Source organism: Aerococcus tenax (genome assembly GCF_003286645.3).
GTDB classification, from domain to species: Bacteria; Bacillota; Bacilli; order Lactobacillales; family Aerococcaceae; genus Aerococcus; species Aerococcus tenax.
The window spans coordinates 1,147,424-1,174,355 of sequence record NZ_CP127382.2 but is presented as its reverse complement, the minus strand read 5'-3'; the positions used below and the strand labels follow the sequence as shown (position 1 = coordinate 1,174,355).

Below are 26,932 nucleotides of genomic sequence, written 5' to 3'. Positions count from 1 at the left end.
ATGGGATCTCAATCGGACTGGCAAACCATGAGTCAAGCCTGTCAGATTTTAGACCAGTTTGAAGTGCCATATGAAAAACGTGTGATTTCTGCCCATCGGATGCCAGATGAGATGTTTGCTTATGCTAAAAGCGCCCGTGAGCGAGGCCTAGCAGTAATTATTGCCGGAGCAGGAGGAGCAGCCCACTTGCCAGGCATGTTAGCCGCCCAAACCACCTTACCGGTTATTGGGGTTCCGGTTCAATCCCACGCTCTAAGTGGCTTGGATTCACTCCTATCCATCGTTCAGATGCCAGCCGGTGTTCCCGTCGCCACCACAGCCATCGGACAGTCAGGGGCTAAAAATGCTGCCTTGCTGGCGGTTGAGATTCTAAGCATTGAGGATGCAAGGCTCAGCCAAGCCCTGGAAAATTATCGAAAAAATATGCGTCAAGCAGCCATAGAAAGTAGTGATCAACTTGACTAAGACGATTTTACCTGGGGAAACCATCGGCATTATCGGTGGAGGACAATTAGGACAAATGTTAGCCCAATCCGCTAAAGAAATGGGCTATCGGGTAGGAATATTAGATCCCGGACATAATTGTTCAGCCTCTCAAGTTGCCGATTTTCATTATGAGAAGGCCTATGATGACCGCCAAGCCTTAGCAGACTTTGCTTCTCAATGCGATGTATTAACTTTTGAATTTGAAAATATCGATACTGAATCCTTACAAGTCCTCGGTGATCGTGCCTATCTCCCTCAGGGGGTAGACCTACTCCATTCTAGCCAAGACCGTCTCCATGAAAAACAGTTCTTAGAAGCTGCGGGCGCTCAAGTCGCTCCTTATCGACCGGTCGAGACCATGGAAGATTTAGAACATGCGGTCAGAGAATTAGGTTATCCTGCTGTATTAAAAACGCGGCGTTTTGGTTATGACGGCAAGGGCCAAAGGGTTCTTCATAGCCAAAAAGACTTGCCTGATTGTGTGGACTTACTCAATGAGCAAGCCTGTGTGCTGGAGCAATGGCTGCCTTTTGCTAAAGAAATTTCAGTCATGGCTATCGGCGAACAAAATGGTCATGTGGTGACTTTCCCAGTCTCGGAAAACATCCACGTCCATAACATCCTCCATGAATCCATTGTTCCCGCTAGAATTTCCGCTGAAGCTAGTCAAGCCGCCCAAGACCTGGCTCATAAAATAGCTAAAACAGGAAACTTGGTCGGCGCCCTAGGAATTGAAATGTTCTTAATGGCAGATGGACAAATTTTAATTAATGAACTGGCACCTCGTCCTCATAATAGTGGGCACTACACCATTGAAGCCTGTGATTTCTCACAATTTGACCTTCATATTCGCGCTGTCTGTGGCTTGCCGCTGGCTGAACCCAAATTATTAAGTCCAGCCCTTATGGTAAATGTCTTAGGACAACATTTAGATAAGGTCTTAGAAGCTGCTCCCAAGCATAGCGATTGGCACTTGCATATTTACGGTAAAGACCAAGCCAAAGTCAACCGTAAAATGGGGCATGTTACCTTATTGCCAGAAGATATGGAAGCTAGTCTTGAAAAGATTGATGACAGTGGAATTTGGAAAAGGAGTAAATAATGACAGAAGAAAAGTTAATTTATAGCGGTAAGGCTAAAGATTTATACCAAACCGATGATGATAAGTATTTAAAAGTTTTTTATAAGGACCAAGCGACTGCTGGCAATGGGGCTAAAAAGGAAAATTTACCTGGCAAGGGGCGGATTAACCAAGCTATTACCCAATTGATCTTCACTTATTTAGCTGACCATGGTATCGCTACCCATTTGGTCAAAGTGCTTAATGAACGAGAAGAAATCGTTGAGAAGGCGGAAATGTTTCCCTTAGAAGTGGTTTATCGCAATTATGCTGCTGGTTCCTTTGTCAAACGCTTAGGGATTGAACGGGGCTTAGCCATTGAAGGTGGTATCCTGGAATTCTTCTATAAGGATGATGACTTGAATGACCCGCTATTGAATGACGATCATGTTCTCTTTCTTAAAGCGGCTAATCCTGCAGAAATCGCAAGGATTAAAACATTGACTAAGGAAATTAATAAATTATTAGTGAAGCTGTTTGACCAAGCAGGGCTGATTCTGGTCGATTTCAAATTAGAATTTGGAAAGAATGCAGCGGGAGATATTATTCTGGCTGACGAATTTTCACCGGATAACGCCAGACTCTGGGATAAGGAAAGTGGGAAATCCTTTGATAAGGACATCTTCCGCAATGATCAAGGCGATATGATCCCTTACTACCAAGCGGTCTATAAACGTTTACAAGAAGTTATTAAAGATTAAGGACTATCAATTAGAAAAAACAGGGAGGTCACTATGTATACAGTTGAAGTATTTGTCACCTATAAGGAATCCATTCTCGACCCTCAAGGCCAAGCCATTATGCAAGGCGTCCACCAAATGGGTTATGAGGCAGTTAAAAATATTCGTCAAGGAAAGTATTTTCAAATGGAAATTGCCAAAGAGGTTGGCGATGTCGACCAAGCGGTTGCTGATATTTGTGACCGTCTCCTAGCTAATGTCAATATGGAAACTTACCGCTATACCATTAAGGAGGTTTAGCCGTCATGAAATTTGCTGTGATTCAATTTCCTGGATCCAATTGCGATATGGATATGTTGACTGCTATCCGTGATGTCTTGGGCCAAGAAGCTGACTATGTTCCTGCTAGTGCGACTTCCTTAGCGGGTTATGATGCCATTATGTTGCCAGGTGGTTTCTCCTTTGGGGATTATTTACGGACCGGAGCTATTGCCCGTTTTACCCCGATTATGGAAGAAGTGAAACGCTTAGCTCAAAGCGGCAAGTTGGTCTTAGGAACCTGCAACGGTTTTCAAATTCTTTGTGAAAGTGGTCTTTTACCAGGATCCTTTCTCCCTAATTGTGATCTAGCCTTCATCTGTAAAAAACAAGACTTAGTAGTTGAAAACAACCAAAGTCCCTTTTCCAGTCTCTATCAAGAAGGAGAGGAAATTACTTTACCCATTGCCCATGGCGAAGGTAATTATTACTGCGACCAAGCAACCCTAGCTGACTTAAAGGCTAACGGTCAAATTATTTTCACCTATGCCGGAGAAAATCCCAATGGTTCAACAGGTAATATCGCTGGGGTCACCAATAAGGCAGGGAATGTGATTGGCTTAATGCCTCATCCTGAGCGGGCGGTTGAAGAAATCATTGCCGGTCAAGATGGGCTTAAGGTCTTCCAGTCTATGGTCAAGTATTTTGAAACAGAGGGAAAGAGAGCGTGAAGAGAGTGACCCAAGAACTAAGTCCTCAAGCAATTAAAGAAAGTAAAATTTACCGGGAATGGAGCATGACGGATAAGGAATATGAAATGGTGGTTGATATCCTGGGACGTCTCCCCAATTACACCGAAACGGGTCTTTTCGCTGTTATGTGGAGTGAACACTGTTCCTATAAGAATACTAAGCCTGTCCTTAGAAAGTTTCCTTCCCAAGGGCCTCAAGTCTTACAGGGACCAGGAGAAGGAGCCGGTATTATCGATATTGGTGATGGCCAGGCAGTGGTTTTTAAGGCAGAAAGCCATAACCACCCCTCAGCTGTAGAACCTTATGAAGGGGCTGCGACTGGTGTAGGCGGGATTATCCGTGACATCTTCTCCATGGGGGCGCGTCCTATTGCCTTACTGGATTCCTTGCGCTTCGGTCCACTTAGTCATCAACGGACCAAATATCTCTTCCATGAAATTATCAAGGGGATCGCTGGTTATGGGAACTGTATTGGAATCCCAACGGTTGGTGGGGAAATTGCCTTTGATGATTGCTACCAAGGGAATCCTCTGGTTAACGTCATGTGTGTTGGCCTCATGGACCAAAAGGATATCCAAAAAGGCCAAGCCGCCGGGGTTGGCAATACCATTATTTATGTGGGTGCTAAGACTGGTCGGGATGGCATTCATGGGGCGACCTTTGCCTCAGCAGAATTTAATGATGAAGAAGAAAGTCAACGTTCTGCTGTCCAAGTGGGAGATCCTTTTATGGAAAAACTCTTACTGGAAGCCTGCCTAGAGGTTATCCAAAACTGTCCAGATGAACTGGTGGGGATCCAAGACATGGGCGCTGCTGGCTTAGTGTCTTCATCCTCGGAAATGGCCTCCAAAGCTGGGACCGGATTAGTGCTAGACCTCGACCAAGTCCCTCAAAGAGAAAAGGGCATGACTCCTTATGAGATGATGCTATCCGAATCACAAGAACGCATGCTTCTCTGTGTCAAAGCCGGCCAAGAGGAAAAAATTAAGGCAATTTTTGACAAATACCAGCTTGAGGCGGTAGTGATTGGTCGGGTGACTGACGATAGGCGTTACCGGCTCTTCCATAAGGGCGAGTTAGTGGCGGATGTCCCCGTTAATGCCTTGGCTGAAGATGCCCCTGAATATGAACATGCCGTGATTAAACCAGACTATTACCAAGACCAAGCTCAAGACCAGTACCAAGCTCAAGAAGAAAATGCCAGTCGGATCTTACAAGGCTTACTCCAACAAGCGACCATTGCTTCAAAGACCAAAGTCTACCAAACCTATGATTCCATGGTGAGAACCTCAACGGTGCTTGGACCGGGTTCAGATGCAGCGGTTGTTCGCATTCGTGGTACCCAAAAAGCTTTGGCAATGACTACTGACTGTAATGCCCGTTATCTACGTTTAAACCCTGAACGTGGTGGTCAATTGGCTGTGGCTGAAGCGGCACGTAACATTGTTGCCAGTGGGGGACAACCCTTAGCCATTACTGATTGCTTAAACTTTGGTAATCCTGATGATCCTGATATTTTCTATGAAATTGCCACCGCAGCTCAAGGTATTTCTGAGGCCTGCCGTCTCTTGAATACCCCAGTTATCTCAGGCAATGTTTCCTTAAATAATGAAAGTAATGGTCAGGCGATTTATCCGACTCCTGTTATTGGCATGGTAGGCCTGATCAAGGATTTAAATCATGTCACCAGCCAAGACTTTAAGCATGTTGGCGACCTTATTTACCTGCTGGGAGAGATTCGCCCTGATTTTAATGGGTCTGAATTACAAGTGATGGAAACTGGCCAAGTTTCTGGTGCCTTACTGGACTTTGATTTAGATCAAGAAAAGGCTAACCAAGCAGCGGTTCTCGAAGCCATTCAAGCAGGTTATCTTGCTTCAGCCCATGATATTAGTGAAGGTGGTTTGGGTGTGGCACTTGCTGAATCCTGCTTCGGAAAAAATCTGGGAATCAAGGCTAAATGGGATAGAGAGGCTGTTGATTTATTTGCTGAAAGTCCTTCCTGCTTTGTCCTATCCGTCAAGCCTGAAAAGCAAGCTGACTTTGAAGCTTCCTGCCAGGCTAAGTTGACCTTATTAGGCCAGGTGACCGATGAGGATCAATTTTATTTTGAAGCCAAGGACCAAAGCATTGACCTAAGCGTGAGTGAATTGAAGGAGTTATGGGAAGGAGCCTTAGCGTGTCAGTTAGAAGAACAAGCCCATTTATAAAAGACCCCAACTATGTGACCACCTATATTGACCAGGAAAACTATGACCTTCCCCATGAAGAGTGTGGTCTGATTGGTATCTGGAACCATCCTGATGCTGCTCGGCTTAGCTTTTATGGTTTGATGGCCCTCCAACACCGTGGCCAAGAAGGTGCCGGAATCACTAGTCTCAAAGAGACAGGTCGGATGCAAGAATACCGCGGTTTAGGCCTAGTCAGTGAGGTCTTTTCTAATCAAGACCAATTCGATAAGCTTGCTGGGCAAGCTGCCTTAGGCCATGTGCGTTATGCGACAGCTGGCGACCATTCATTGAATAATATTCAACCCTTCCTATTCCACTTTTCGGACCGTGACCTGGCTCTAGCCCATAACGGTAACCTGGTCAATGGTCAATCTTTAAAGGAAGAATTAGAAGAACAAGGAGCTATTTTTCGCTCGACTTCAGATAGTGAAGTGCTCATGCACTTAATTCGCCGCAGCAAGGCGACTAATTTTAAGGACCAACTTAAAGAAGCCTTAGGACAGATAAAGGGTGGCTTTACTTATATCTTGTTAACCAATAAGGGACTGGTAGGAGCTTGCGATCCCAATGGTTTTCGGCCCCTAGTAGTCGGCCAGTTAGACAATGGGGCCTACGTGATGGCTTCAGAATCTTGCGCTTTAGACCAAATTGGAGCTAAAACCTTATTTGACGTCGAAGCCGGACAAGTCGTGTATATCACGGATGAGGGCATTGAGCGCGAATTCTATACAGAAAACCGTCACCAAGCCATTTGTTCTATGGAGTATATTTACTTCGCCCGCCCTGATTCCAATATCCAACATGTCAATGTCCATACCGCTCGTAAGCGTTGTGGGGAAATCTTAGCCCAGGAAAGTCCTGCTGAAGGAGCCGATATGGTGGTTGGAGTCCCTAATTCCTCTCTGTCAGCAGCCATGGGCTATGCAGAGGCTGCTGGCTTAGCCAATGAAATGGGTCTGGTAAAGAACCAGTATGTTGGTCGTACCTTTATCCAACCCAGTCAGGCTGAAAGAGAACAAGGGGTACGGATGAAGTTGTCGGCTGTCCGCAAGGTTGTGTCTGGTAAGAGTGTAGTCATGATTGATGATTCCATTGTCCGGGGAACGACTTCTAAGCGGATTGTGGCCCTCTTACGTGAAGCGGGTGCCCGAGAGGTCCATGTCCGGATTGCTTGTCCACCGTTAAAGTTCCCCTGTTTTTACGGCATTGATATTTCTAATACCCGCGAATTGATTGCTGCCCAAAATTCAGTTGAAGAAATTTGTCAATTGATTGGGGCTGATTCCTTGGCCTTCCTCAGTCAGAAAGGTCTGATTAAGGGCATCGATTTACAAGGGCCTGGCAAGTATCAAGGCCTATGTATGGCTTATTTTAATGGCGATTACCCCACTGAATTATATGACTATGAAAAAGAATACCTAGAATCTTTGCAGGAAGAGGAGGTTAACTATGACTAATGCCTACCAAAATGCCGGAGTGGATGTGGAAGCCGGTTACCAAGCGGTAGAACGAATTAAAAAACAAGTCGCAAAAACTTGGCGCCCAGAAGTGATGGGAGCGATCGGAAGCTTTGCTGGCGCCTTTTCTTTAGCCGGCTTTGACTATGAAGAGCCTTGCTTATTAGCTGGCACGGATGGTGTCGGCACTAAATTAATGCTAGCTATCCAATCTCAGCGCTATGACAGTATCGGTATCGACTGTGTAGCTATGTGTGTTAATGATATTCTCGCTCAAGGCGCTCAGCCTTTGTTTTTCTTGGACTACATCGCGGTGGGCAAAAACCAGCCCGCTGTTATTGAGCGTATCGTCAAAGGAGTAGCAGAAGGCTGTCAACAGGCTGGCGCTGCCTTGATTGGTGGAGAAACTGCAGAGATGCCCGGTATGTATGCCACACAGGATTTTGACCTAGCTGGTTTTGCGGTCGGTATTGCTGAAAAGAAACGGCTCATTACCCCCAAGAAGGTTAAAGAAGGGGATATTCTTCTGGGCCTAGCCTCATCCGGCTTACATTCTAATGGCTATTCTTTAGTGCGAAAGGTCTTTTTTAAGGATAATGATTTTTCTTTGGATATCCATTTAGAAGAACTAGGACCAGACCGAAGTCTGATTGATGAATTACTTATTCCTACCCGGATCTATGTGAAGACATTGCAAAGCTTAATTGAGCGGTCATTGATCCATGGCATGGCTCATATCACTGGTGGGGGATTTATTGAAAATATTCCCCGCATTCTACCAGAAGGCTATAAAGCGCAAATTCAATTAGGATCTTGGCCAATCTTGCCAATTTTTAAGGCTTTAGAAAAATATGGTCAGCTTGATTCGATGGAAATGCTGAATATTTTTAATATGGGGATTGGCATGGTGCTCGCCATTGATCCGGCTCATATTGATGAAGTTGAGGCTATCTTACATGACCAAGGGGAGTCAACTTACCGCATAGGTCAGATTAAAAAAGCTAGTGATGTAAAAGAAAAAATTATATTTGAGGAGACATTATGATGCGATGTGCAATATTTGCTTCAGGACAGGGTAGTAATTTTCAAGCCTTAGTGGAAGCCTTTCAGGGCCTAAAATCTGAAATTGAGATTGCCTTTCTCTTTTGTGACCAAGCTGGTGCTTATGTTTTAAAACGCGCTCAAAATTTAAAAATTCCCGCCTTTCAATTTAGTCCCACTGACTTTTCCAGTCGCCAAGACTATGAAGAAGCTCTAGTCGATCTCTGTCAGAGGCATCACTTGGATTACATTTTATTGGCAGGTTATATGCGGCTGATCCACCAGCCATTACTCCAGGCTTATCCTAATCGGATTATTAATATTCATCCCTCCCTCTTGCCTAAGTTTCCCGGCCGTCATGGGATTAGGGACGCCTATCAGGCTGGAGTGGCAAAAACTGGAGTAACGGTCCACATCATCGATGAAAATATCGACCAAGGAAAAATTCTCGCCCAAGAAGCTGTGACTATTGATCCAGCATGGCAGTTGGAGGACTTGGAGACAGCCATTCATACAATTGAACATCAATTATATCCTCAAGTAATTTTAGAATTAGTCAGAAAGGAAATGAATCATGGCAAGAGCATTAATTAGTGTATCTAATAAGGAAGGTTTAGTAGAACTCGCCCAAGCCTTTAAGGAGGCTGGGATAGAAATCATTTCAACCGGGGGGAGTAAAAAGCACCTAGAAGCAGCTGGTATTAAAGTTATTCCTGTTGAAGAAGTGACTGGCTTTAAGGAAATGCTAGATGGGCGAGTAAAAACCTTACATCCTAATATCCATGCTGGAATTCTCTTCCAAAGAGACCATGCTGACCATGTGAAAACCATGGCTGATAACCACTTACAAGCCATTGATTATGTGGTGGTGAACTTCTATCCCTTTAAAGAAACCATTAGTCAGAGCCAGGTTTCATTAGCTGAAGCGGTGGAAAATATTGATATTGGTGGTCCTTCCATGGTGCGTGCTGGAGCCAAAAACTACCAGGATGTCACTGTGCTTACTGATCCTAAGGACTATGCCAGTGTCATCGATTCTCTTAAAGAAAAACAGGCAACGACTCTTGAAGATCGCCAACGTCTAGCAGCTAAAGCTTTCCGTTTGACAGCTGCCTATGATGCCTTAATTGCTCAGTATCTCACCGACCGTTTTGAAGAGGAAAAACCTGAACGATTAACCTTAACCTATGAATTAAAAGAAGCCTTACGTTACGGGGAAAATAGCCAACAAGAAGCTGAATTTTATCAAGCGCCTTTGGCTGATGACTATAGTATTAGCCAAGCTAAACAATTAAATGGAAAAGCCTTATCCTATAACAATATTAAAGATGCCAATGCAGCCCTAGCGCTGATTGCTGAATTTGACCAACCCTGTGCGGTGGCCCTCAAACATATGAATCCTTGTGGGGTAGGGGTTGGTCAAACGATTGAAGAAGCCTTTGAACGTTGTTACCAAGCCGATTCCATGTCCATTTATGGGGGCATTGTAGCGGTTAATCAAGAAGTCTCTAAAGAATTAGCGGAAAGATTGCATAAGATTTTCCTAGAAATTGTGATTGCACCAGCCTTTAGTGAAGAGGCCTTAGCAGTGCTCAAGACCAAAAAGAACTTACGTCTATTAGAAGTGCAGGGCTTTGATCATAAGCTCTCTCCTGCTAAGGAATATGTTTCCGTAATGGGTGGCTTCTTAGTGCAAGACCAAGATATCCCTGCTTATGAAGATCACGAACACTGGCAAAAAATGGGCCAATATGATGTCGACCCCAAAGATTTGCCTGCTTTAGAATTAGCCTGGAAAGTGGTTAAACACGTTAAATCCAATGCCATTGTGGTCGCCAACGGCCATCAAACGTTAGGTATTGGAGCTGGGCAAATGAACCGAGTTGGCTCAGCCCAATTAGCCATTGACGAAGCCTTGGCTAATCCATTTGAAGTTGACCGCGACCGTTTGGTTTTAGCTAGTGATGCCTACTTACCAATGGCAGATACCGCAGAATTAGCGGCCCAACATGGCATTAAAGCCATTGTTCAACCTGGGGGTTCTATCCATGATGATGATTCCATTGCCGTGGTTGACCAAGCCAAAATTCCTATGTTGAAGACTGGCATGCGGCATTTTAGACACTAATTTCAGGAGGAAAACTATGAAAATATTGGTCATTGGTTCCGGTGGACGGGAACATGCCCTAGCACTTAAGTTCAAGCAAGATGCCAAGGTTTCTGAAGTCTACTGCGCTCCAGGAAATCCTCTGATGTCTAAGGATGGTATCCAATGCTTAGACATTAGCATGGATGATTTTCCGGCTTTAATTGACTTTGCTAAAGAATATGCTATCTCTTGGACCTTTGTAGGGCCTGAAATTCCTTTATTTAATGGGATTGTTGATGCCTTTCAAGCGGCTGGATTACAAATCTTTGGCCCCAGTCAATCTGCCAGTCGCTTAGAGTCTTCCAAGCACTTTGCTAAAGAAGTGATGCAGGCTCAAGATGTCCCAACTGCTGCTTATGCAGCCTATAATAATTTAGCCCAAGCCCGGGAGGCAGTAAAAGCAGCAGACTTTCCCCTGGTGATTAAAGCGGATGGTCCTGCTGCAGGCAAGGGGGTTAAAATTGTCCAAGACTTGACTAGCGCTCTAGAGTTCTTAGAAGAAATCTTTAGTGACCATCGTTATGGCAGTCAAAATGAGGTAGTTATTGAAGAATATCTAGAGGGAGTAGAGTTTTCCTGTTTCTCCTTAGTCGGAAAAGGGCAAGTCCTCCACTTACCTCTTGCCCAAGACCATAAGCGGGCCTATGACCATGACCTAGGGCCTAACACGGGTGGTATGGGGGCTTACAGTCCGGTTCCCTTTATTAGTAAAGCGGTATTTAATGAAGTGGTTAGTCGCATTGTTGAACCGGTTTTAAAGGAAATGAGGCTAAGAGAATGTCCTTATTATGGAGTCTTGTATACGGGCTTAATTTTAACCCAAGATGGTCCTAAAGTGATTGAGTTTAATACTCGTTTTGGGGACCCAGAAACTCAAGTGGTCCTGCCACTTTTAGGAGATAATTTTGCTGGGGTCATTGATGACTTGTTACATGGAAGACCAAGTCAACTCACTTGGGAAGCAGATCAAGTGAGTCTAGGCGTTGTTCTTGCAGCTGAAGGTTATCCAGGCACTTATCAAAAAGGAATGGTGTTGGATGAATTGATTACTAAGCTTCCTGATGGATTACAAATCTATGGGGCTGGTGTTGACTTGCGAGAAGGGCATTATGAAGCCAAGGGTGGAAGAATTTTAATGTTGGTAGCTAAAGGATCATCATATGAAATTTGTCGTGAACAAGTTTATCAATTTTTAGCCCAACACTCGATAGCAGGGACTTTTTACCGTAAAGATATTGGTCACTGGGTATTAGATAAGAGAGAGGGAGTCGGATAATTCATGTTAGAACGTTATACCTTGCCGGAAATGGGGGCTATTTGGTCCCTTGAAAATCATTACCAAGCTTGGTTAGAAGTTGAAATTTTAGCTGTCGAAGCCTGGAGTGAATTAGGTGTTATCCCTAAGGAAGATGCTCAAGCCATTCGTCAAAATGCCCGCTTCGATGTGGACCGCATCAGCGAAATTGAAGCACAAACCCGCCATGACGTGGTCGCTTTTACCCGCTGCCTATCTGAATTCTTAGGACCAGAAAAGAAATGGGTGCATTATGGACTAACCTCGACTGATGTTGTTGACACCGCCCAAGCCTATCAATTAAAACAAGCTAATCGTCTGATTGAAAAGGACTTAGACCAGCTTTTAGACATTTTAAAAGAAAAAGCCTTACTGTATAAAGACACCGTATGTATGGGGAGAACCCATGGAGTCCATGCTGAACCAACGACTTTTGGCCTAAAAATGGCGCGTTACTATGCTGAAATTAAGCGAAATATTGAACGCTTTAACCATGCAGCTCGGGGTGTTGAAGCGGGTAAGATTTCTGGTGCAGTGGGCACCTATGCTAATGTCCCTACTGACATTGAAGCCTATGTTTGTGACCATTTAGGGATCCGTCAGCAGGATATCTCTACCCAAGTCCTCCCCCGAGACCTACACGCAGAATACATTGCCAGCTTAGCTTTGATTGCAACCAGTGTTGAAAATATGGCCACTGAAATTCGTCACCTGCAAAAATCAGAAGTGCATGAAGTAGAAGAATCCTTTGCCCAAGGTCAAAAGGGTTCGAGTGCTATGCCCCATAAGCGTAATCCCATTTCAAGTGAAAATGTTACTGGTTTAGCTCGAGTTTGTCGTGGCCATGTGGTGACTGCTTATGAAAATGTCTCCCTCTGGCATGAACGTGATATTTCTCATTCTAGTGCAGAACGCATTATCCTAGCTGATACGACAATTCTAGTAGACTATATTTTAAATCGCTTCTCCAAAGTTTTGAAAAATTTGAAAGTCTTTCCAGATAAAATGCTGGCTAATATGCAAGCGACTCATGGCTTAATCTATAGCCAACGCTTATTATTAAAATTAGTCGATGCTGGCTTGTCACGGGAAGCAGCTTATGATCTAGTTCAACCATTAACCGCTAAGTCCTGGGACCAAGGTCAAGATTTTAGGAGTTTAGTAGAGGCTTGTCCAGAAATTACTGACCGCCTGAGTCCACAAGCTATCGCTGATGCTTTTGACTATCATTATCATTTACGTCGTGTTAATGAGATCTACAGAAGATTAGGTTTAATTTCTGACTAGCTGAGTCGGTTTTTAGACCGATTAAAATAAAAAATATATTGATGAAAAAAGGAGCCAGAAAGCTCCTTTTTTTATTTCAATACTTGCTTTGCATAGTTATATAATTTAAGGGCTATACCTAAGCGCATGTTTTCTAATTTACTGTCATACTTGCGATAATTATCCAGCGATTGTGTGGCAATACCAGTTGCCTTAGATATTTGATAACTAGTAATATCGCTTTTTAGCAGTTCTTCTATTTTATTAACGTCAATGATCATTATTATCACTTCTTTTTCTCAAATGTAATCCAGACAACTAGAAAACAAAATATGACAAAAATAAATTCTTTCAATAGACTGATTCCTTTCTATGATCAGATAAGGGTATAAGAGAGTGGTGTCTCCTCGATATCCTTTAGCGTAGACGATTGACTTATTCCTGCTTGGATAGGTAATCGTCTTTTTTAGATAGTTCGAATAACTAAGCAATGTCAACGATCAAAGTTCAAATTCTGCCCGCTACAGGTCCCTTTTTTTCTTTCACTAACCCGATTTTTAATATGTTCACGCTTCTATATTCATTAAGCAGTAAAAACTGTGTAAAGTCAACAAATGGTCCAAATCAAATAAAAAAGCACCCTAAGAGGTGCTTTAATTTTCCCATTATACAAAATTTTCTAAGGATTGTATTTTTTAGATATGGTATTTATAAAAAATAATAAATTTAAATTTGCACTCTGCTATTTTCGCTGTTTTAGAGTGCAAAATTAGTGCAAAATTATTTCAGATTCTGTTGTTTTCTTAATCTTTCCAAAATTAAAAACGCTGATATATCAGCGTTTTGATCTTCATTAATATTCTCTGATTTTCTCAATATGCCGAAAATAGGAATCGAACCTACGACCTTTGCATTACGAATGCACTGCTCTACCGACTGAGCTATTTCGGCTTGTGACTTAGGAGTCAACTCCATTAGTATAGCATTAGCTAGGTGTAAAAAGCAAGTCTGTTTTAAAAATCAGTGGAAAAGGGGGAAATTAATTTATTGTATTTATCATTCGTTAAAGGAAGGGCTTACATGGTATAATGGAATTAGCAATAAGTTATAAGATACTTCAAACGGTAAAGAAAAAGCAGGTGTATAGTATGAAATGGGAGGATTTACGTCGCAGTCGGAACGTCGAAGATCGCAGGGGACAGTCGACTGGTCCCAGACGGTCGAGTGGTGGCTTAGGAAACTTACTGAGTCTCTTATTCTTAACCCGAGGCGCCCCGCGTTGGCTGATTATCTTGATTTTGGCCTTTACTATTTTTGGTGGTGGCTCCCTCTTAGGGGGCGGATTGGGTAATAGTGGCAGTTCCACCGGTTCAGCCCCCAAAACAGAAGAAGTTAGTCAGGATGGAAGTCAGCAGGCAAGTGATCAAGAAAAAGAATTCATGTCTGCGGTTTTAGGAAGTACCGAGGATTTTTGGAGTCAGAAATTTGCTGATTATGGTAAAGACTATGAACCAGCGCGTTTGGTACTCTATACTGACCATGTCCAAACTGGGGGCTGTGGCTTTGGTAGCGCTCAGGCTGGACCCTTTTATTGTTCAGGAGATAAAACCGTTTATATCGATTTGTCCTTCTATCGGGAATTAAAGAATCGTTACCATGCTCCAGGCGATTTTGCTATGGCTTACGTCTTGGCCCATGAAGTTGGCCACCACATTCAAACCGAGCTAGGGACCATGGCAAAATATCAATCTGCCATCCGTCGGGCTAGTGAAGAGGAGAAGAATGCTTTATCTGTTCGTTTAGAACTTCAAGCAGATTATTACGCTGGTGTTTGGGCCCATTATGCTGAAGACCAAGGCTTACTCGAAGCGGGAGATATCGATGAGGCCATGCAAGCGGCCAATGCGGTGGGGGATGATACCCTACAAAAAGAAGCTTACGGGCGGGTAGTTCCAGATAGTTTCACTCACGGATCAGCTGCTCAGCGGCAAGCTTGGTTCCAAAGAGGTTATCAATACGGAGACTTAGAACATGGAGATACATTTAATACACGATTAGATATCGAGAAATAATAAAGAGTGACAAGCGCGTCAAAAGGCAAGACCGCTGGAGCGAAAAGTCGAAAGAATTCACGCAGAGAATTCCTCGACATGTCGTGGTGTGGTTGCTTGTCTTGCGCTTGGAACAAATATAAAAAAGGCAGGGCTCAAAACCCTGCCTTTCAATTTATTTAGAACTACTTCAATTACATAAATAACATTTTATCGGATCCGTAGGTACGTCCTAAAGCTTGCATTGCTAAGACGTTGATTGGATGCCATGGGCCATCAAATTCTGGTTGGAAGAAGAAGTCTTGGGCTTCAAGTTCTTCTAAAGTCATCTTATGATCAATGACAACTGACATAATGTTACCTAATTCGCCAACACTGCCTTTTGACATAAATTGGGCACCAAGCACAACATGAGACTCTTTGTCAAAGTTGATTTGCATGTAGACGGTGTTATTGTCGTCATTTAATTCAGTAAAGAAGGTTGGGCGTAAGCGAGCGGTGACATACTTACTGTCCACTTCACCATCATACCAGTCGGCATTAGAATCTTTGATTCCTGAAGTAGAGAATTCATAGTCGAATAAGTGAAGACCAGAAGTCCCTGAGACTGGACGAATGGTTGCTTCTTCACCTAAAGCATTTTTAGCTGCGACAATGCCTTGGCGACGAGCGGTAGAAGCTAAAGCATAGGAAACTTTCTTCCCTGTTGGGCTAAATGGTACTAGGGTAGCATCCCCAGCAGCGTAAACGTCTTTTACTGAAGTTTCATGCTTTTCATTGACTTCAATAAATCCTTTTTGGTCCATATCAACTAAACCTTCTAACCATTTGGTATTAGGTTTGATACCGATAGAAACAATTACGGTGTCAGCTTCATATGTATTCTTGTCAGTAACGACTGCACTGACTTTACCTTCCTTAGTTTCGAAGGATTGAACCCCTTCACCACCATGGAAAGTTAAACCGTGGGATTCAGCATTCTTGGTTAAGATATCAGTAAATTCTTCATCTAAGTAGGTGGGTAAGATGCGGTCTTGGAAGTCAATGACTGTGGTGTCAATTCCTGCTAGGGCGTAAGCTTCAGCCGCTTCAATCCCAATGTAACCACCACCGACAACAACGACTTTCTTAGCGTCTTTCATACGGTCATGAACTTTTTGTGCCCAGTCACGACCACGGAGATAAAAGACATTTTCAGCGTCAACGCCGTCAACAGGTAGAGGGGTTGGGATGGCACCAGGGGAGAGGATTAACTTGTCATAGTCATCTGTCCGTTCACCTTCTGGGGTTTTAACGGTAACCGTCTTAGCGTCGCCATCAAAGGAAACGACTTCGGTATTAACCATGATATTAATGCCTTGTTCTTTGTATGAAGCTTCATTAGCGTAATGTAAGTCATCTAATGATTCAGATTCACCTTCTAAGTAGGATTGTATCCCACAAGATAGGAAGGAAGCGGTTGAACCTGCTTCATATAAATTAATTTCTGCATCTGGTTGCGCTTCAAGAATGGTTTGAGCGGCTTCATAACCAGCATGCGATGTACCAACAATAGCGTATTTCATTGATATACCTCCATTTTTTATCAGCAATTAACAGCTGATTAACTTTTTAAGTAAAACAAACTTACTCTGACGTAAAATTTTACCTACAAGTTCAGTCTATACCTAATTAGTCCATGGACTAAATGAAATGCTCATGATTCAGTTAAAAACCCAAAGTCAGCCACCAAAGGGGCAAAAATGATACAAAAAATGTATTTAATTGATAAATGATAGTTCAAAACTTTTGCTAATTATTAAGAGTTAAAGAAAAAACGAGGCTTGAGATTGTTTAAAATCATAGCCTCGTTTTTATTAGTCACTTGTAATAGTCAGTTTATTGTTTTTTATTCTCTTCCCAATTCTCTGCTAGTCCAGTGGAACGTAGAATGAATTTCACAATTTCTACGTAAACAATAATGGAAAGTGAAGCGAGAATGACTACTGTCCACATCATTGGCGCATTAGGATCACCAACCAAATGCACGGTTCCGAAGGCATCATTTAGGCCTGGAACAAAGACTGTAACAAGGAGGAGGGCAGCCGATGCAATCGTCGCAATGTTTAACCACTTATTAGCAAATGGATTGCTTTGGAATAGTGATTTGTGAACGGAACGACTGTTGTAGGCATGGGCTAATTGGATGAACGACAAGGTTAAGAATGCCATGGCTTCTGCATCTGGTAATTCAAAGCCCAGACGATATTTAGCTAGCCAGAAGACAAAGAGAGTAATTCCACCTTCGTAAATCCCTTGGTAGATAATGGCTGGTAAAACACCACCGGACAAGAGGTTAGTCTTACGTCCTCTTGGTTTATGTTCCATCACGTCAGCTTCAGGACCTTCAAGACCTAGGGCAATAGCTGGGAAAGTATCGGTCACTAAGTTAATCCATAAGATATGGATAGGTTCTAGAATTTGCCAGCCTAGGATAGTAGCGATGAAGAGGGTCATCACCTCTCCTAAGTTTGCTGATAGGAGGAATTGAACCGCTTTTTGAATGTTGGCAAAGACCTTACGTCCTTCTTCAACAGCGGTAACAATGGTTGCAAAGTTGTCATCGGCCAGGACCATGTCCGAAGCCCCTTTAGACACTTCAGTTCCTGTGATCCCCATACCAATACCGATATCGGCTTGTTTTAAGGAAGGCGCATCGTTAACCCCATCACCGGTCATGGCAACGACTTTATTATGGGTTTTTGATTGCCAGGCTTTAACAATTCGTACCTTATGTTCAGGAGCTACCCGGGCGTAAACAGAGAATTGTTCCACTTTATCGGCTAACTCTTCATCGGAGATGGTATCCAAGTAAGCTCCGGTAGTTACAGCACTCTCATCATTGCTGTCGTCAATAATTCCTAAACGTTCAGCAATGGCTGCAGCCGTAATTTGGTGGTCACCAGTAATCATCACGGTCCGGATACCTGCATCCTTAGCAGTAGCGATGGAAGCTTTGGCTTCTGGACGTTCAGGGTCAATTTCTCCGACCATACCAGCGTAAATCAAGCCACGTTCATGCTCTTCGCTAGTATATTCATCAGCTTCTTGGTCTAAGAACTTAAAGGCCATCGCTAAAACCCGAAGTGCTTGACGAGCCATACTGTCGTTAGCGTCTAAGAGTTTTTGACGGTAGTCTTCCGTCATTTCTTTAATTTCGCCATTGTCATAGTAATAATCACAGTTAGCAATCAAGACATCAGGAGCCCCTTTTGTCATCACTGTAAATTGACCTCTATCTTGGTGGTCAGGTGCAGTTGGATGGACGGTGGTTGACATTTTCCGTTCTGAATCGAATGGAATTTCACCAAGCCGGGGTTGTTCATTTAGTAATGCTTTGACATCAAAGTCCTTATCGAGAGCAAATTGAATCATAGCGGTTTCGGTTGGGTCACCAGAAAGATCGCCATTGTTGGTTAGGGTGGAGTCATTATCCATGACCATTACCTTAAAGACTGGTTCCTTGAAATCAATTTGGTCAGAAGCGTCATGGAGTTCACCATTATAGTATACCTTTTCGATGGTCATCTTGTTTTGGGTTAAGGTACCGGTCTTATCGGAACAAATCACTTCGGTTCCTCCTAAGGTTTCCACTGCTGGAAGTTTTCTCACTAGGGCATTGCGGTCAGCCATTTTTTGGGTACCTAAGGCTAAAATAATGGTTGAAATCGCTGGTAAGCCTTCAGGTAGGGCAGCAACAGCAATGGAGATTGAGACCAGTAACATTTCAACCCAGTCATAAGTTTCCATGAAGAGGCCAATCACGAAAATTAAGACAGCGATAATAACAATGGCCCAAGTTAAGAACTTGGTCAGGTCATTCATGTCTTCTTTAAGTGGGGTTAATTTTTCGTCGGATTCTTCAATCATGGTTGCGATATGGCCCACTTCGGTATCCATAGCAGTCGCCACCACGATCCCTTGGCCACGGCCATAGGTGACATTCGTTGATGAGAAGGCCATGTTCAACCGGTCACCTAAAGCGGCGTCTTCCGGAACGGTTTCGAGTGATTTAGTCACTGGTACAGATTCACCGGTTAGGGCAGCTTCTTCAATTTGTAAGGAATTGACTTCAGTTAAGCGCAGGTCTGCAGGAACGACATCGCCAGCTTCTAAGACGACAATATCACCTACAACGATTTCGCGTGAGTCAATCTTGATCGAGTCGCCATCACGAATAACATGGGCTTGGGGGGATGACATATCTTTTAAGGAAGCAATAGCGTCTTCTGCCTTGTTTTCTTGGATAACTCCCAAGACGGCATTAATTAATACCACTGCTAAAATAATAATAGCATCCACCATGCCTTCAACACCTTCAAGTACAACAGATAGGGCTGCTGCAATTAAAAGGATAATAATCATGGCATCTTTGAATTGATCAAAGAATTTTTGTAGGGTGGTCCGGTTTTCCCCTTCTTGAATCTCATTAGGACCATTTTTTTCTAAGCGGGATTTAGCTTCGGATGAGCTTAGCCCACTTTGCCGTGAGGTTTGTAGAGTATTTTCTACTTGGTCAACTTCTTGAACAAAGAAATTACTCTTATCACGAGTTTCTACCATCAAATTCACTCCTCCAATATAAATATTTATCATAGTAGTAAAAAAGACTTATACTACATTTCTGTAGCATAAGTCTCACCATTTAAGATAGCACCAGCAGGGCCTCTGCTTGATTACTGTTGTTGATACTATCGCAGCGAACTGCTGGTTACTCCCTTATGTGCTTTTACACTAAGCTATGCAATTATTATAAGCTAAAGGCGCCTTTATTTCAATTGCCAGCTCTAGAGAAAGTCTTGAATAATTGGGCTTAGTCTCTCAGTGATCGCTAGAGCTGATAAAAGCCATGGACAAGAAGGGCAAGTCAAGTTATAGTAAATAGGTTGAAAAGGGGGAGCTTTATGACTAATCAATTAATCGAAAAGTTGCAGCAAGAACTGCCCGATTATAAAAGCTATCAAATTGAAAATGTAATTACTATGCTTAATGAAGGCAATACGGTACCCTTCATTGCTCGCTACCGTAAAGAAAGAACCGGCTCCTTAGATGAAGTAGCCATTCAATCGATTCAGGAGGCCTATGAATACCAAGAACATTTAGAGGAACGTAAAGAGACCATTATTAAAGCCGTTGATGAGCAGGGCAAATTAACTGATGCCTTAAAGAAGGAAATTCTAGAAGCCGACCAATTACAAGCCTTGGAAGACTTATATGCTCCCTATAAGAAGAAACGGCGGACTAAGGCCACCAAGGCTAAAGAGCAGGGCTTAGAGCCCCTAGCGGAATGGTTAAAGACAAATCCACTCTCCGGGTCGATTGAAGAAGAAGCTGAAAAATATATCAATGACCAGGTAGATTCGGGAGAAGAAGCTTTAGCCGGAGCCCACGAGATCTTGTGTGAATGGATTAGTGAAGTGGCTAAGTATCGTTCCCATAGCCGGCAATATGTCTGGGAAAAAGGTTATTTAGCTAGTAAAAAGCGGGCCCAAGCCGAAGATGAAAAAGAAACCTATGCGATTTATTATGACTTTGCTGCCCCGCTAAGTGAGCTCAAATCTTACCAGGTCCTAGCGATTAACCGGGCCGAAAAAGAAAAAGTGGTCAGCGTTTCTTTAGATATTAAGACCGAGCCTTTGATACAAACAATCAGTGCTGATTTAATTGTTAAAGATTCAATTGCTGCCCCTCTGCTAGAAAAGGCTATCGAAGATAGTCTGGATCGTTTTCTTTTGCCACAAGCCTTTCGGGCCATTCGGACTCAAGTCACAGAAGCAGCGGAAGACCATGCCATTGATAATTTTAGTGAAAACCTGAAAAATCTATTGATGCAACAGCCTTTAAAAGGGCAAGTCGTCCTGGGATGGGATCCAGCCTATCGTACGGGCTGCAAGCTGGCCGTATTAGATGAAACTGGACAGGTTTTGGACAAAACCGTGGTTTATCCTACCCCGCCACATAATAAAAAGGAAGCTGCAGCAAAGACGGTCACAGACTTGGTTGAAAAATATCAAATTGGTATTATTGCGATTGGTAATGGGACAGCCAGCCGGGAATCGGAAGAATTTGTCGCCCAAATGATCCAAGATAATCAGTTAAGTTGTCGCTATACCATAGTTAGCGAAAGTGGTGCCTCAGTCTACTCAGCTAGTGAAATTGCCCGTAAAGAATTTCCTGATTACCAAGTGGAGGAACGCTCAGCGGTAAGTATTGGTCGTCGCTTACAGGATCCCTTAGCAGAATTGGTTAAAATTGATCCCAAGGCTATCGGTGTGGGCCAGTACCAACATGACGTGAACCAGACTAAATTAAATGACCAATTAAATTTTACCGTTGAATTAGTAGTTAACCGGGTAGGTGTGGAGCTAAATACCGCTTCAGCCTCACTCTTAAGGCACGTGGCTGGTCTAACCAAGACGGTGGCTAAGAATATCGTGACTTATCGAAACGAAAACGGGAAATTTGATTCCCGTAAGGACCTACATGATGTTCCCCGTTTGGGACCAAAAGCCTTTGAACAAGCAGCTGGTTTTTTACGGATTGCGGAAGGAAAGAATATCCTCGATAATACCGGTATTCACCCTGAGTCTTATGCAGTAACTGAAGCCATCCTAGCTGCTGATAACATTGACCCGAATACTATTAGAGATGATGACGTCCATTTAAAAATTAAAAATTGGAATATTAATCGCCTTTGCCAAAAGTATGACATAGGTCGAGAAACCCTAAAAGACATCCAAAAAGCGCTCTTAGTTCCAGGGCGTGACCCCCGTAGTCAAGTGGCAGGCCCAGTGCTGCGCCAGGATGTCGTCAAACTGGAAGACCTCAAGCCAGGCATGGCCTTACAAGGGACAGTTCGCAATGTGGTCGATTTTGGCGCCTTTGTTGATATAGGGGTTAAGCAAGATGGTTTGGTACATATTTCAAAAATGAGTCATCATTTTGTCAAAGATCCCCAAGCTGTCGTTGCGGTGGGAGATATCGTTGACGTTTGGGTGGATTCCGTGGACGTTCAAAAAGGGCGCATTGGCCTAACAATGTTAGCACCTCAATAAGGTGTTGAGGGTTTGAGATATTTCTTTCCAGAATGAGAGGCATCAAGAAATTTCTTTTAAGTCGAGGGCCTTTAGAAAGGAAAGTAAAATGAAAGAGCAAGACTTAGAACACTTAGTTAGAAAAATTGCGGCCCAAAATTTTGCTTTTTCCTTTCAGGGGCAGGTGACTTGGAATCCGCGTTTACGCACGACAGGAGGGCGGTTCATTCCCCGCCAAGATCGTTTAGAATTCAATCCCAAAGTCTTAGAAATTTTAGGAAAAGATGCTTTAATAGGAATCATTAAGCATGAGCTTTGTCATTACTATTTATTTCATAGGGGGCAGCCCTACCAACATAAAGATAAGGCCTTTAAAGACTTACTTAAATCAGTTGATGGCTTACGCTTTACGCCAGCTTTAGGGGATAATGTCCCCAGATATATTTATCGTTGTAAGCGCTGCGGTCAAAAATATTATCGTCAGCGAAGGATGAATATAAAAAAATACGCTTGTGGGAAATGTCGAGGGCCCATAAGTCTCATCGATCGCTAAAAAAGAGCGTTGGGAAAACCCAGCGCTCTTTTTAACTTCTTTGTGAGTCACTACTTATCTTCTAATTTTGCAAAGGAATCTTCGATAATCTTACGCATCGCATTGGCTGAATTATCCATGAAACCTTGTTCACGTTCGGTTAATTCTAATTCAATCACTTGTTCAATCCCTTGACTACCTATAATCGCAGGCGTACCAATATAGATATCGTCTTGTTGGTAGTTATCTTCAAGCAGGGCTGAAACGGGTAGGGTAGCTCGCTCATTATTCAAAATGGCCCGACAGATACGGTTGATACAACTACCAATCCCATAATAAGTAGCCCCTTTGCCGTTAATAATGTCATAGGCTTTATTTCTTACATAGTCGGTGATTTCATCTTGACGAGCTTGTTGGTCAAGGCGGTTATCGCTGGTAGCAAATTTTTCAATGGGTTGGCCACCAATGAGAACGTGAGACCAAGCACCAAATTCTGTATCCCCATGCTCTCCGAGGATATAAGCAGTCACATCACGAGGATCGACATCTAGGGCCTTGGCAATTTCAACTCTAAAGCGGGCACTATCGAGTGAGGTGCCAGTCCCGATTACTTTTTCACTTGGGAAACCAGAGAATTTCCAAGTGGCGTAAGTTAAGATATCAACTGGATTGGAAGCAACTACAAAAATCCCATCAAAACCAGAGTCGACCACTTGACCGACCATGTCTTTAAAGATAGGTAAATTTTTGTCGACTAAGTCGAGACGGGTTTCTCCACCTGGTTTTTGAGGAATACCAGCAGTAAAGACAACAATATCGGCATCCTTACAGTCTTCGTAAGTCGCTTGGAAGATGTGTTTACGCGGAGAGAAAGGTGTAGCGTCTTCCAAATCAAGAACATCACCATAGACCTTGTCCTGATTGATATCGATGATACCTAGTTCACGGCCAACACCAGTAATGACATTGTGGTAAGCAAAAGCTGAGCCGACAGAACCATCACCGATTAGAATAATTTTAGCATCATGAATTTCTGACATACAATTCCTCCTATCATGAATTTGTGAATAATATAGCTATATATTATCTAAAAATGGTTAACCTACACTTATAATGTAACCGTTTGCAGAAGTTTTTACAAGTTTATTTAATTTTTTTATTATTATTTTCTCAGAATAATGAAAAATACTTTAGCAAGAGCTTGATCACTTAAGCTATAGAGGCTGCCTGCTTGCTAGAGATTGAGCGATTTCCGTCTAGGCAAAATTTCCTTTATTTTCAGGCGGACTTATTTGCCAATTTCAGGCCTAATCGTTATAGTAAACGTGTAGGAAAGCTATTTTTCCTATAATCTAGGTTAATCTGCTATAAGTGATTAGCTATTGTTCTAGGAGATATTTACTAGGGCAATTCCTGTATTTATAGCAATGTAAGCGCCTATTTTATGATAAAATAAGCTTGTGTAAAATATCTAAAAAAGGAGTTCATATATGTCTAAAGTATTTGCTTTAAATGCTGGATCATCCAGTTTAAAATTCTCAATTTATGAAATACCTAGTGAAGAAGTTGTTGCTTCTGGTGTGATTGACCGTATTGGTCTAGGTGATTCTAACATTACCATTAAATATAATGGTGAAAAACATCAAGACGTTAAAGATGTGATGGATCATGACCAAGCAACTAAAACTTTATTAGATAAGTTAGAAAGCTTGAATATCATTGAAGATTACGATGAAATTGCTGGTACTGGGCACCGTGTTGTAGCCGGTGGTGAAAGATTCAAGGAATCAGCACTGATTGATGAAGAAGGCCTTAAAACGATCGAAGACCTTAGTGAATATGCCCCCTTGCATAATCCTGCTGAAGCGCAAGTCATTCGTGCCTTCCAAGAATTACTTCCTGGCAAACCTGCTGTTGCTGCCTTTGATACTTCATTCCATACAACTATGCCTGAAAAAGCATATCTTTATGGAACTCCTTATGAATACTATGAAAAATATGGTGCTCGCCGTTACGGGGCTCACGGAACCTCACATAAATACGTTTCCCAACGTGCTGCAGAATTAATGGACAAATCCGTCGAAGAGGTTAACATCATTACCTGCCACATTGGTAATGGGGCTTCAATTACCGCTGTTCAAGGCGGCCAATCCATTGACACATCCATGGGCTTCACCCCAGTAGCAGGGGTTGTTATGGGAACCCGTTCAGGTGATGTAGACCCTTCTTTACTGGAATTTGTTATGCGTAAAGAAAATCTAAGCATGGAAGAAATGCTTGCCGTTCTTAATAATAAATCTGGTTTATTAGGCATATCAGGGGTATCTTCTGACATGCGCGACGTTGAAGCAGCTGCTGACCAAGGCAATGAACGGGCAAAAATTGCCTTAGACGTTTATGTCAATGCAGTTAAACGTTACATCGGTTCTTACTTATTCGAATTAAATGGAGCGGATGCCATTGTCTTTACAGCTGGTGTGGGGGAAAATTCTCCAGAATTCCGTCAAGCAGTCCTAGAAAATACTGATAGACTAGGTATTGAATTAGACAAGGAACGTAACGAATCGGTTGAAGAAGGCTTAATTTCAACCGATGATTCTAAAGTAAAAGTCTTTGTCATTCCAACAGATGAAGAATTAATGATCGTTCGTGATACGGTGCGTTTAGGAAATATTAAATAAGCAAAATGACTTCAAGCAAGTGGCTAAGGCTGCTTGCTTTTTTATTGGTGCGCCTGGCATGGGCGACAACTCGGTGGTGAAAGTCCACTACAGGCCTTTGCAGTAGGAACTGTTAGCCAATGACAAGGGTGTCCACCGTGAGGTGGAATCTGAAGGAAGTTGGAGGCAAATACTTGCACTGACGTACAGAAACTTCATAAAGAAAGGCTGTCAAAAGATGGATGAGCTTGCCAGACAAAGTGAAGTCCAATACTGCACGAATCTGAGACAGTAGATGAAGCAGTGACATGAGTAGAAAGTTGTCGTTCTTACCCAGGGAGATCTCACAGACGGCGCAGGAGTCCCCTTATAAGAAGCCGGTCGAAAAAGGTTTACTGTGAGAAGTCAGCCGAAGTCATAGTAGTTTCCAGAGGAAACGAAGGACTGAACAATATCCATGTTTATTTAGATGGGAGGTAGCTCAATTATGGGAAAAGCAGAAAAGTTGCGGAAGCAACGCAGCCTACAGAGGAATAAGGTGGAACCTGAAAAGTATGTAGATGTGCTTAGTGGTAGAGCTATTGAATATATGAAAAGACATGATGGGTCTCTAATGAGTCTCGTTGTCAGAGAAGAAAACCTCATGCGAGCAGCTCAATTAGTTCGTAAGAACAAAGGAGCAGCTGGTATTGATGGTGTTTCCGCAGAAGCTGCGGAAGCTGAAGTAAGAAAGTATCTTAGACCCTTACAACAGAAATTGATGAATGCAACATATAAACCTCAACCGGTCAAGCGGGTAGAAATTCCCAAAGCCAATGGAGGAGTTCGTCGATTAGGTATTCCTGTGGTCAGGGATCGCATTGTTCAACAAGCCATTCGACAAGTGATTGAACCAATCATAGATCCTCAACTATCACCTTATAGTCATGGCTTTCGTAAAGGCAAGAGTGCACATAGTGCACTGAAACAATGTGTCGACTATTACGAAACAGGCTATAAAGTTGTGGTTGATTGCGATCTAAAGAATTGTTTCGATAATTTTAATCAAGATAAAATGATTCATTACTTGGAACAAATGGTAAAAGATCCAGCGATATCACGTATTCTTAGACGTTTTATGAGTGCAGGTGTTATTGATATGTCTGGTCAATTTATTGACAGTCATACGGGTACCCCTCAAGGGGGTGTTATTTCACCGCTTCTATGTAATGTTTATTTAAATGAATTGGATAGAGAATTAGAACGTCGTGGACATCGTTTTGTACGTTACGCAGATGACTTTGCGATTTTCGTCAAATCTAAGCGAGCAGGAGAACGTGTGCTAAAAAGTATTACTACTTACATTGAAAAAGATCTTCGATTAACCGTTAACCATGAGAAAAGTCAAGTGGGTTCGCCAACCCGTTTAAAATTCTTGGGTTGCCTTATCAAGCCTACCCGAAAGGGTTGTCGTTTTCGTCCGACGAATGAAGCGAAGAAGAAATTCAAAGCAAAGTTAAAACGTCTGACAAGTCGAAAGCGACCAGGTACCTTTAAAACCATTGTAAAAGAGATCAACCAAGTCACACAAGGTTGGATCAACTATTTTGGAGTAGGCTATATTAAAACCTATATTGAAGAGATAGAACAATGGTTAAACCATCGCCTAAGGCAACTCATTTTGAAGCGATGGAAAAACTGTCGAACGAAGATTATACGCCTCATGCGGTTGGGATTGGATAGTGAAAGCGCGAAGCGTATTGCTTTCTCACGCAAGAAGTATTGGCGTCTATCCAAGACACCGGAGGTGCACTACGCTCTGACAACAAAAAGACTCCGTCAGTGGGGATTAAAATCATTAACCCTCCTGGCGGAGTCTGCCTATTTAAGATATTGAACCGCC

21 protein-coding genes and 1 tRNA gene are annotated in these 26,932 nt (G+C 42.8%); 17 read left to right on the top strand and 5 right to left on the bottom strand.

Going from position 1 to position 26,932, the window contains the following annotated elements; translation table 11 throughout:
* The 12 genes from purE to purB all read left to right on the top strand — a co-directional run bounded on the left by purE (position 1) and on the right by purB (position 12,755).
* Positions 1 to 465, top strand: a complete 465-nt coding sequence (gene purE / locus DBT50_RS05600; RefSeq protein ID WP_111853160.1) for a 5-(carboxyamino)imidazole ribonucleotide mutase — start codon at positions 1 to 3, stop codon at positions 463 to 465.
* Positions 449 to 1,588, top strand: a complete 1,140-nt coding sequence (gene purK, locus DBT50_RS05595; RefSeq protein ID WP_111853161.1) for a 5-(carboxyamino)imidazole ribonucleotide synthase — start codon at positions 449 to 451, stop codon at positions 1,586 to 1,588. The genes purE and purK overlap by 17 nt, the downstream gene beginning before the upstream one ends.
* Positions 1,588 to 2,307 carry a phosphoribosylaminoimidazolesuccinocarboxamide synthase gene (gene purC, locus DBT50_RS05590; protein WP_111853162.1) on the top strand — a complete coding sequence of 240 codons (720 nt, stop codon included), beginning with the start codon at positions 1,588 to 1,590 and terminating at the stop codon, positions 2,305 to 2,307. Before purK ends, purC begins: the two co-directional genes overlap by 1 nt.
* A gap of 33 nt (positions 2,308 to 2,340) precedes the next feature.
* Entirely contained in the window at positions 2,341 to 2,586 is a 246-nt protein-coding gene (gene purS / locus DBT50_RS05585) for a phosphoribosylformylglycinamidine synthase subunit PurS (RefSeq protein ID WP_013668813.1), read from the top strand.
* A gap of 5 nt (positions 2,587 to 2,591) precedes the next feature.
* Positions 2,592 to 3,275: a phosphoribosylformylglycinamidine synthase subunit PurQ gene (gene purQ, locus DBT50_RS05580; RefSeq protein ID WP_111853163.1), complete on the top strand. Its 684-nt coding sequence runs from the start codon at positions 2,592 to 2,594 to the stop codon at positions 3,273 to 3,275.
* Between the two features lie 65 nt (positions 3,276 to 3,340).
* Positions 3,341 to 5,506, top strand: a complete 2,166-nt coding sequence (purL, locus tag DBT50_RS05575; protein ID WP_390882513.1) for a phosphoribosylformylglycinamidine synthase subunit PurL — start codon at positions 3,341 to 3,343, stop codon at positions 5,504 to 5,506.
* Positions 5,507 to 5,520: 14 nt separating this feature from the next.
* Entirely contained in the window at positions 5,521 to 6,984 is a 1,464-nt protein-coding gene (gene purF / locus DBT50_RS05570) for an amidophosphoribosyltransferase (RefSeq protein WP_111853179.1), read from the top strand.
* Positions 6,977 to 8,029, top strand: a complete 1,053-nt coding sequence (gene purM, locus DBT50_RS05565; RefSeq protein ID WP_111853165.1) for a phosphoribosylformylglycinamidine cyclo-ligase — start codon at positions 6,977 to 6,979, stop codon at positions 8,027 to 8,029. The genes purF and purM overlap by 8 nt, the downstream gene beginning before the upstream one ends.
* Positions 8,029 to 8,619 (top strand): phosphoribosylglycinamide formyltransferase, encoded by a 591-nt coding sequence (purN, locus tag DBT50_RS05560; protein WP_111853166.1) that lies wholly within the window; start codon positions 8,029 to 8,031, stop codon positions 8,617 to 8,619. Before purM ends, purN begins: the two co-directional genes overlap by 1 nt.
* Positions 8,600 to 10,153: a bifunctional phosphoribosylaminoimidazolecarboxamide formyltransferase/IMP cyclohydrolase gene (gene purH / locus DBT50_RS05555; protein WP_111853167.1), complete on the top strand. Its 1,554-nt coding sequence runs from the start codon at positions 8,600 to 8,602 to the stop codon at positions 10,151 to 10,153. Before purN ends, purH begins: the two co-directional genes overlap by 20 nt.
* Before the next feature lie 16 nt (positions 10,154 to 10,169).
* Complete coding sequence (purD, locus tag DBT50_RS05550; protein ID WP_111853168.1) at positions 10,170 to 11,450, top strand: phosphoribosylamine--glycine ligase; 1,281 nt, start codon at positions 10,170 to 10,172, stop codon at positions 11,448 to 11,450.
* 3 nt (positions 11,451 to 11,453) lie between these two features.
* Positions 11,454 to 12,755, top strand: a complete 1,302-nt coding sequence (purB, locus tag DBT50_RS05545) for an adenylosuccinate lyase (protein WP_111853169.1) — start codon at positions 11,454 to 11,456, stop codon at positions 12,753 to 12,755.
* A gap of 71 nt (positions 12,756 to 12,826) precedes the next feature.
* Here purB and DBT50_RS05540 read toward each other — a convergent pair whose 3' ends face one another.
* Both DBT50_RS05540 and DBT50_RS05535 read right to left on the bottom strand, forming a co-directional pair.
* Positions 12,827 to 13,015 carry a hypothetical protein gene (locus tag DBT50_RS05540; RefSeq protein WP_111853170.1) on the bottom strand — a complete coding sequence of 63 codons (189 nt, stop codon included), beginning with the start codon at positions 13,013 to 13,015 and terminating at the stop codon, positions 12,827 to 12,829.
* Positions 13,016 to 13,612: 597 nt separating this feature from the next.
* Positions 13,613 to 13,685: transfer RNA gene (locus DBT50_RS05535), tRNA-Thr, on the bottom strand.
* Between the two features lie 197 nt (positions 13,686 to 13,882).
* On the opposite strand from DBT50_RS05535, the gene ypfJ reads away from it, so the two are divergent.
* A complete protein-coding gene (gene ypfJ, locus DBT50_RS05530; protein WP_111853171.1) occupies positions 13,883 to 14,806 on the top strand; it encodes a KPN_02809 family neutral zinc metallopeptidase in 924 nt (307 codons plus the stop codon).
* Between the two features lie 173 nt (positions 14,807 to 14,979).
* On the opposite strand, the gene DBT50_RS05525 is transcribed toward ypfJ, so the two are convergent.
* Both DBT50_RS05525 and DBT50_RS05520 read right to left on the bottom strand, forming a co-directional pair.
* Entirely contained in the window at positions 14,980 to 16,350 is a 1,371-nt protein-coding gene (locus DBT50_RS05525) for an FAD-dependent oxidoreductase (protein WP_111853172.1), read from the bottom strand.
* Positions 16,351 to 16,663: 313 nt separating this feature from the next.
* On the bottom strand, positions 16,664 to 19,387 hold the full coding sequence (locus tag DBT50_RS05520; RefSeq protein ID WP_111853173.1) for a cation-translocating P-type ATPase: 2,724 nt from the start codon (positions 19,385 to 19,387) through the stop codon (positions 16,664 to 16,666).
* A gap of 341 nt (positions 19,388 to 19,728) precedes the next feature.
* On the opposite strand from DBT50_RS05520, the gene DBT50_RS05515 reads away from it, so the two are divergent.
* Positions 19,729 to 21,879: a Tex family protein gene (locus DBT50_RS05515; protein WP_111853174.1), complete on the top strand. Its 2,151-nt coding sequence runs from the start codon at positions 19,729 to 19,731 to the stop codon at positions 21,877 to 21,879.
* 88 nt (positions 21,880 to 21,967) lie between these two features.
* Positions 21,968 to 22,411 carry a SprT family protein gene (locus DBT50_RS05510; protein WP_111853175.1) on the top strand — a complete coding sequence of 148 codons (444 nt, stop codon included), beginning with the start codon at positions 21,968 to 21,970 and terminating at the stop codon, positions 22,409 to 22,411.
* Between the two features lie 50 nt (positions 22,412 to 22,461).
* On the opposite strand, the gene DBT50_RS05505 is transcribed toward DBT50_RS05510, so the two are convergent.
* Positions 22,462 to 23,430 carry an L-lactate dehydrogenase gene (locus DBT50_RS05505; protein ID WP_111853176.1) on the bottom strand — a complete coding sequence of 323 codons (969 nt, stop codon included), beginning with the start codon at positions 23,428 to 23,430 and terminating at the stop codon, positions 22,462 to 22,464.
* Between the two features lie 450 nt (positions 23,431 to 23,880).
* Between DBT50_RS05505 and DBT50_RS05500 the strand changes: the two genes are divergently transcribed.
* Both DBT50_RS05500 and ltrA read left to right on the top strand, forming a co-directional pair.
* The gene (locus DBT50_RS05500; RefSeq protein ID WP_111853177.1) at positions 23,881 to 25,071 is read left to right on the top strand and encodes an acetate/propionate family kinase; all 1,191 of its coding nucleotides are present in this window, start codon (positions 23,881 to 23,883) and stop codon (positions 25,069 to 25,071) included.
* Positions 25,072 to 25,537: 466 nt separating this feature from the next.
* A complete protein-coding gene (gene ltrA, locus DBT50_RS05495; RefSeq protein WP_224785078.1) occupies positions 25,538 to 26,926 on the top strand; it encodes a group II intron reverse transcriptase/maturase in 1,389 nt (462 codons plus the stop codon).
* Positions 26,927 to 26,932: the final 6 nt, after the last annotated feature.

Bases quoted from the DNA above. Each gene is read 5' to 3' on its own strand.
- DBT50_RS05515 (WP_111853174.1), top strand. From the start codon at position 19,729: ATGACTAATCAATTAATCGAAAAGTTGCAGCAAGAACTGCCCGATTAT.
- DBT50_RS05505 (WP_111853176.1), bottom strand. From the start codon at position 23,430: ATGTCAGAAATTCATGATGCTAAAATTATTCTAATCGGTGATGGTTCT.
- DBT50_RS05525 (WP_111853172.1), bottom strand. From the start codon at position 16,350: ATGAAATACGCTATTGTTGGTACATCGCATGCTGGTTATGAAGCCGCT.
- purS (WP_013668813.1), top strand. From the start codon at position 2,341: ATGTATACAGTTGAAGTATTTGTCACCTATAAGGAATCCATTCTCGAC.
- DBT50_RS05510 (WP_111853175.1), top strand. From the start codon at position 21,968: ATGAAAGAGCAAGACTTAGAACACTTAGTTAGAAAAATTGCGGCCCAA.
- purD (WP_111853168.1), top strand. From the start codon at position 10,170: ATGAAAATATTGGTCATTGGTTCCGGTGGACGGGAACATGCCCTAGCA.
- ypfJ (WP_111853171.1), top strand. From the start codon at position 13,883: ATGAAATGGGAGGATTTACGTCGCAGTCGGAACGTCGAAGATCGCAGG.
- purM (WP_111853165.1), top strand. From the start codon at position 6,977: ATGACTAATGCCTACCAAAATGCCGGAGTGGATGTGGAAGCCGGTTAC.
- ltrA (WP_224785078.1), top strand. From the start codon at position 25,538: ATGGGAAAAGCAGAAAAGTTGCGGAAGCAACGCAGCCTACAGAGGAAT.
- purN (WP_111853166.1), top strand. From the start codon at position 8,029: ATGCGATGTGCAATATTTGCTTCAGGACAGGGTAGTAATTTTCAAGCC.
- purL (WP_390882513.1), top strand. From the start codon at position 3,341: ATGACGGATAAGGAATATGAAATGGTGGTTGATATCCTGGGACGTCTC.
- purE (WP_111853160.1), top strand. From the start codon at position 1: ATGGGATCTCAATCGGACTGGCAAACCATGAGTCAAGCCTGTCAGATT.
- DBT50_RS05540 (WP_111853170.1), bottom strand. From the start codon at position 13,015: ATGATCATTGACGTTAATAAAATAGAAGAACTGCTAAAAAGCGATATT.
- purH (WP_111853167.1), top strand. From the start codon at position 8,600: ATGGCAAGAGCATTAATTAGTGTATCTAATAAGGAAGGTTTAGTAGAA.
- DBT50_RS05520 (WP_111853173.1), bottom strand. From the start codon at position 19,387: ATGGTAGAAACTCGTGATAAGAGTAATTTCTTTGTTCAAGAAGTTGAC.
- purQ (WP_111853163.1), top strand. From the start codon at position 2,592: ATGAAATTTGCTGTGATTCAATTTCCTGGATCCAATTGCGATATGGAT.
- purC (WP_111853162.1), top strand. From the start codon at position 1,588: ATGACAGAAGAAAAGTTAATTTATAGCGGTAAGGCTAAAGATTTATAC.
- DBT50_RS05500 (WP_111853177.1), top strand. From the start codon at position 23,881: ATGTCTAAAGTATTTGCTTTAAATGCTGGATCATCCAGTTTAAAATTC.
- purB (WP_111853169.1), top strand. From the start codon at position 11,454: ATGTTAGAACGTTATACCTTGCCGGAAATGGGGGCTATTTGGTCCCTT.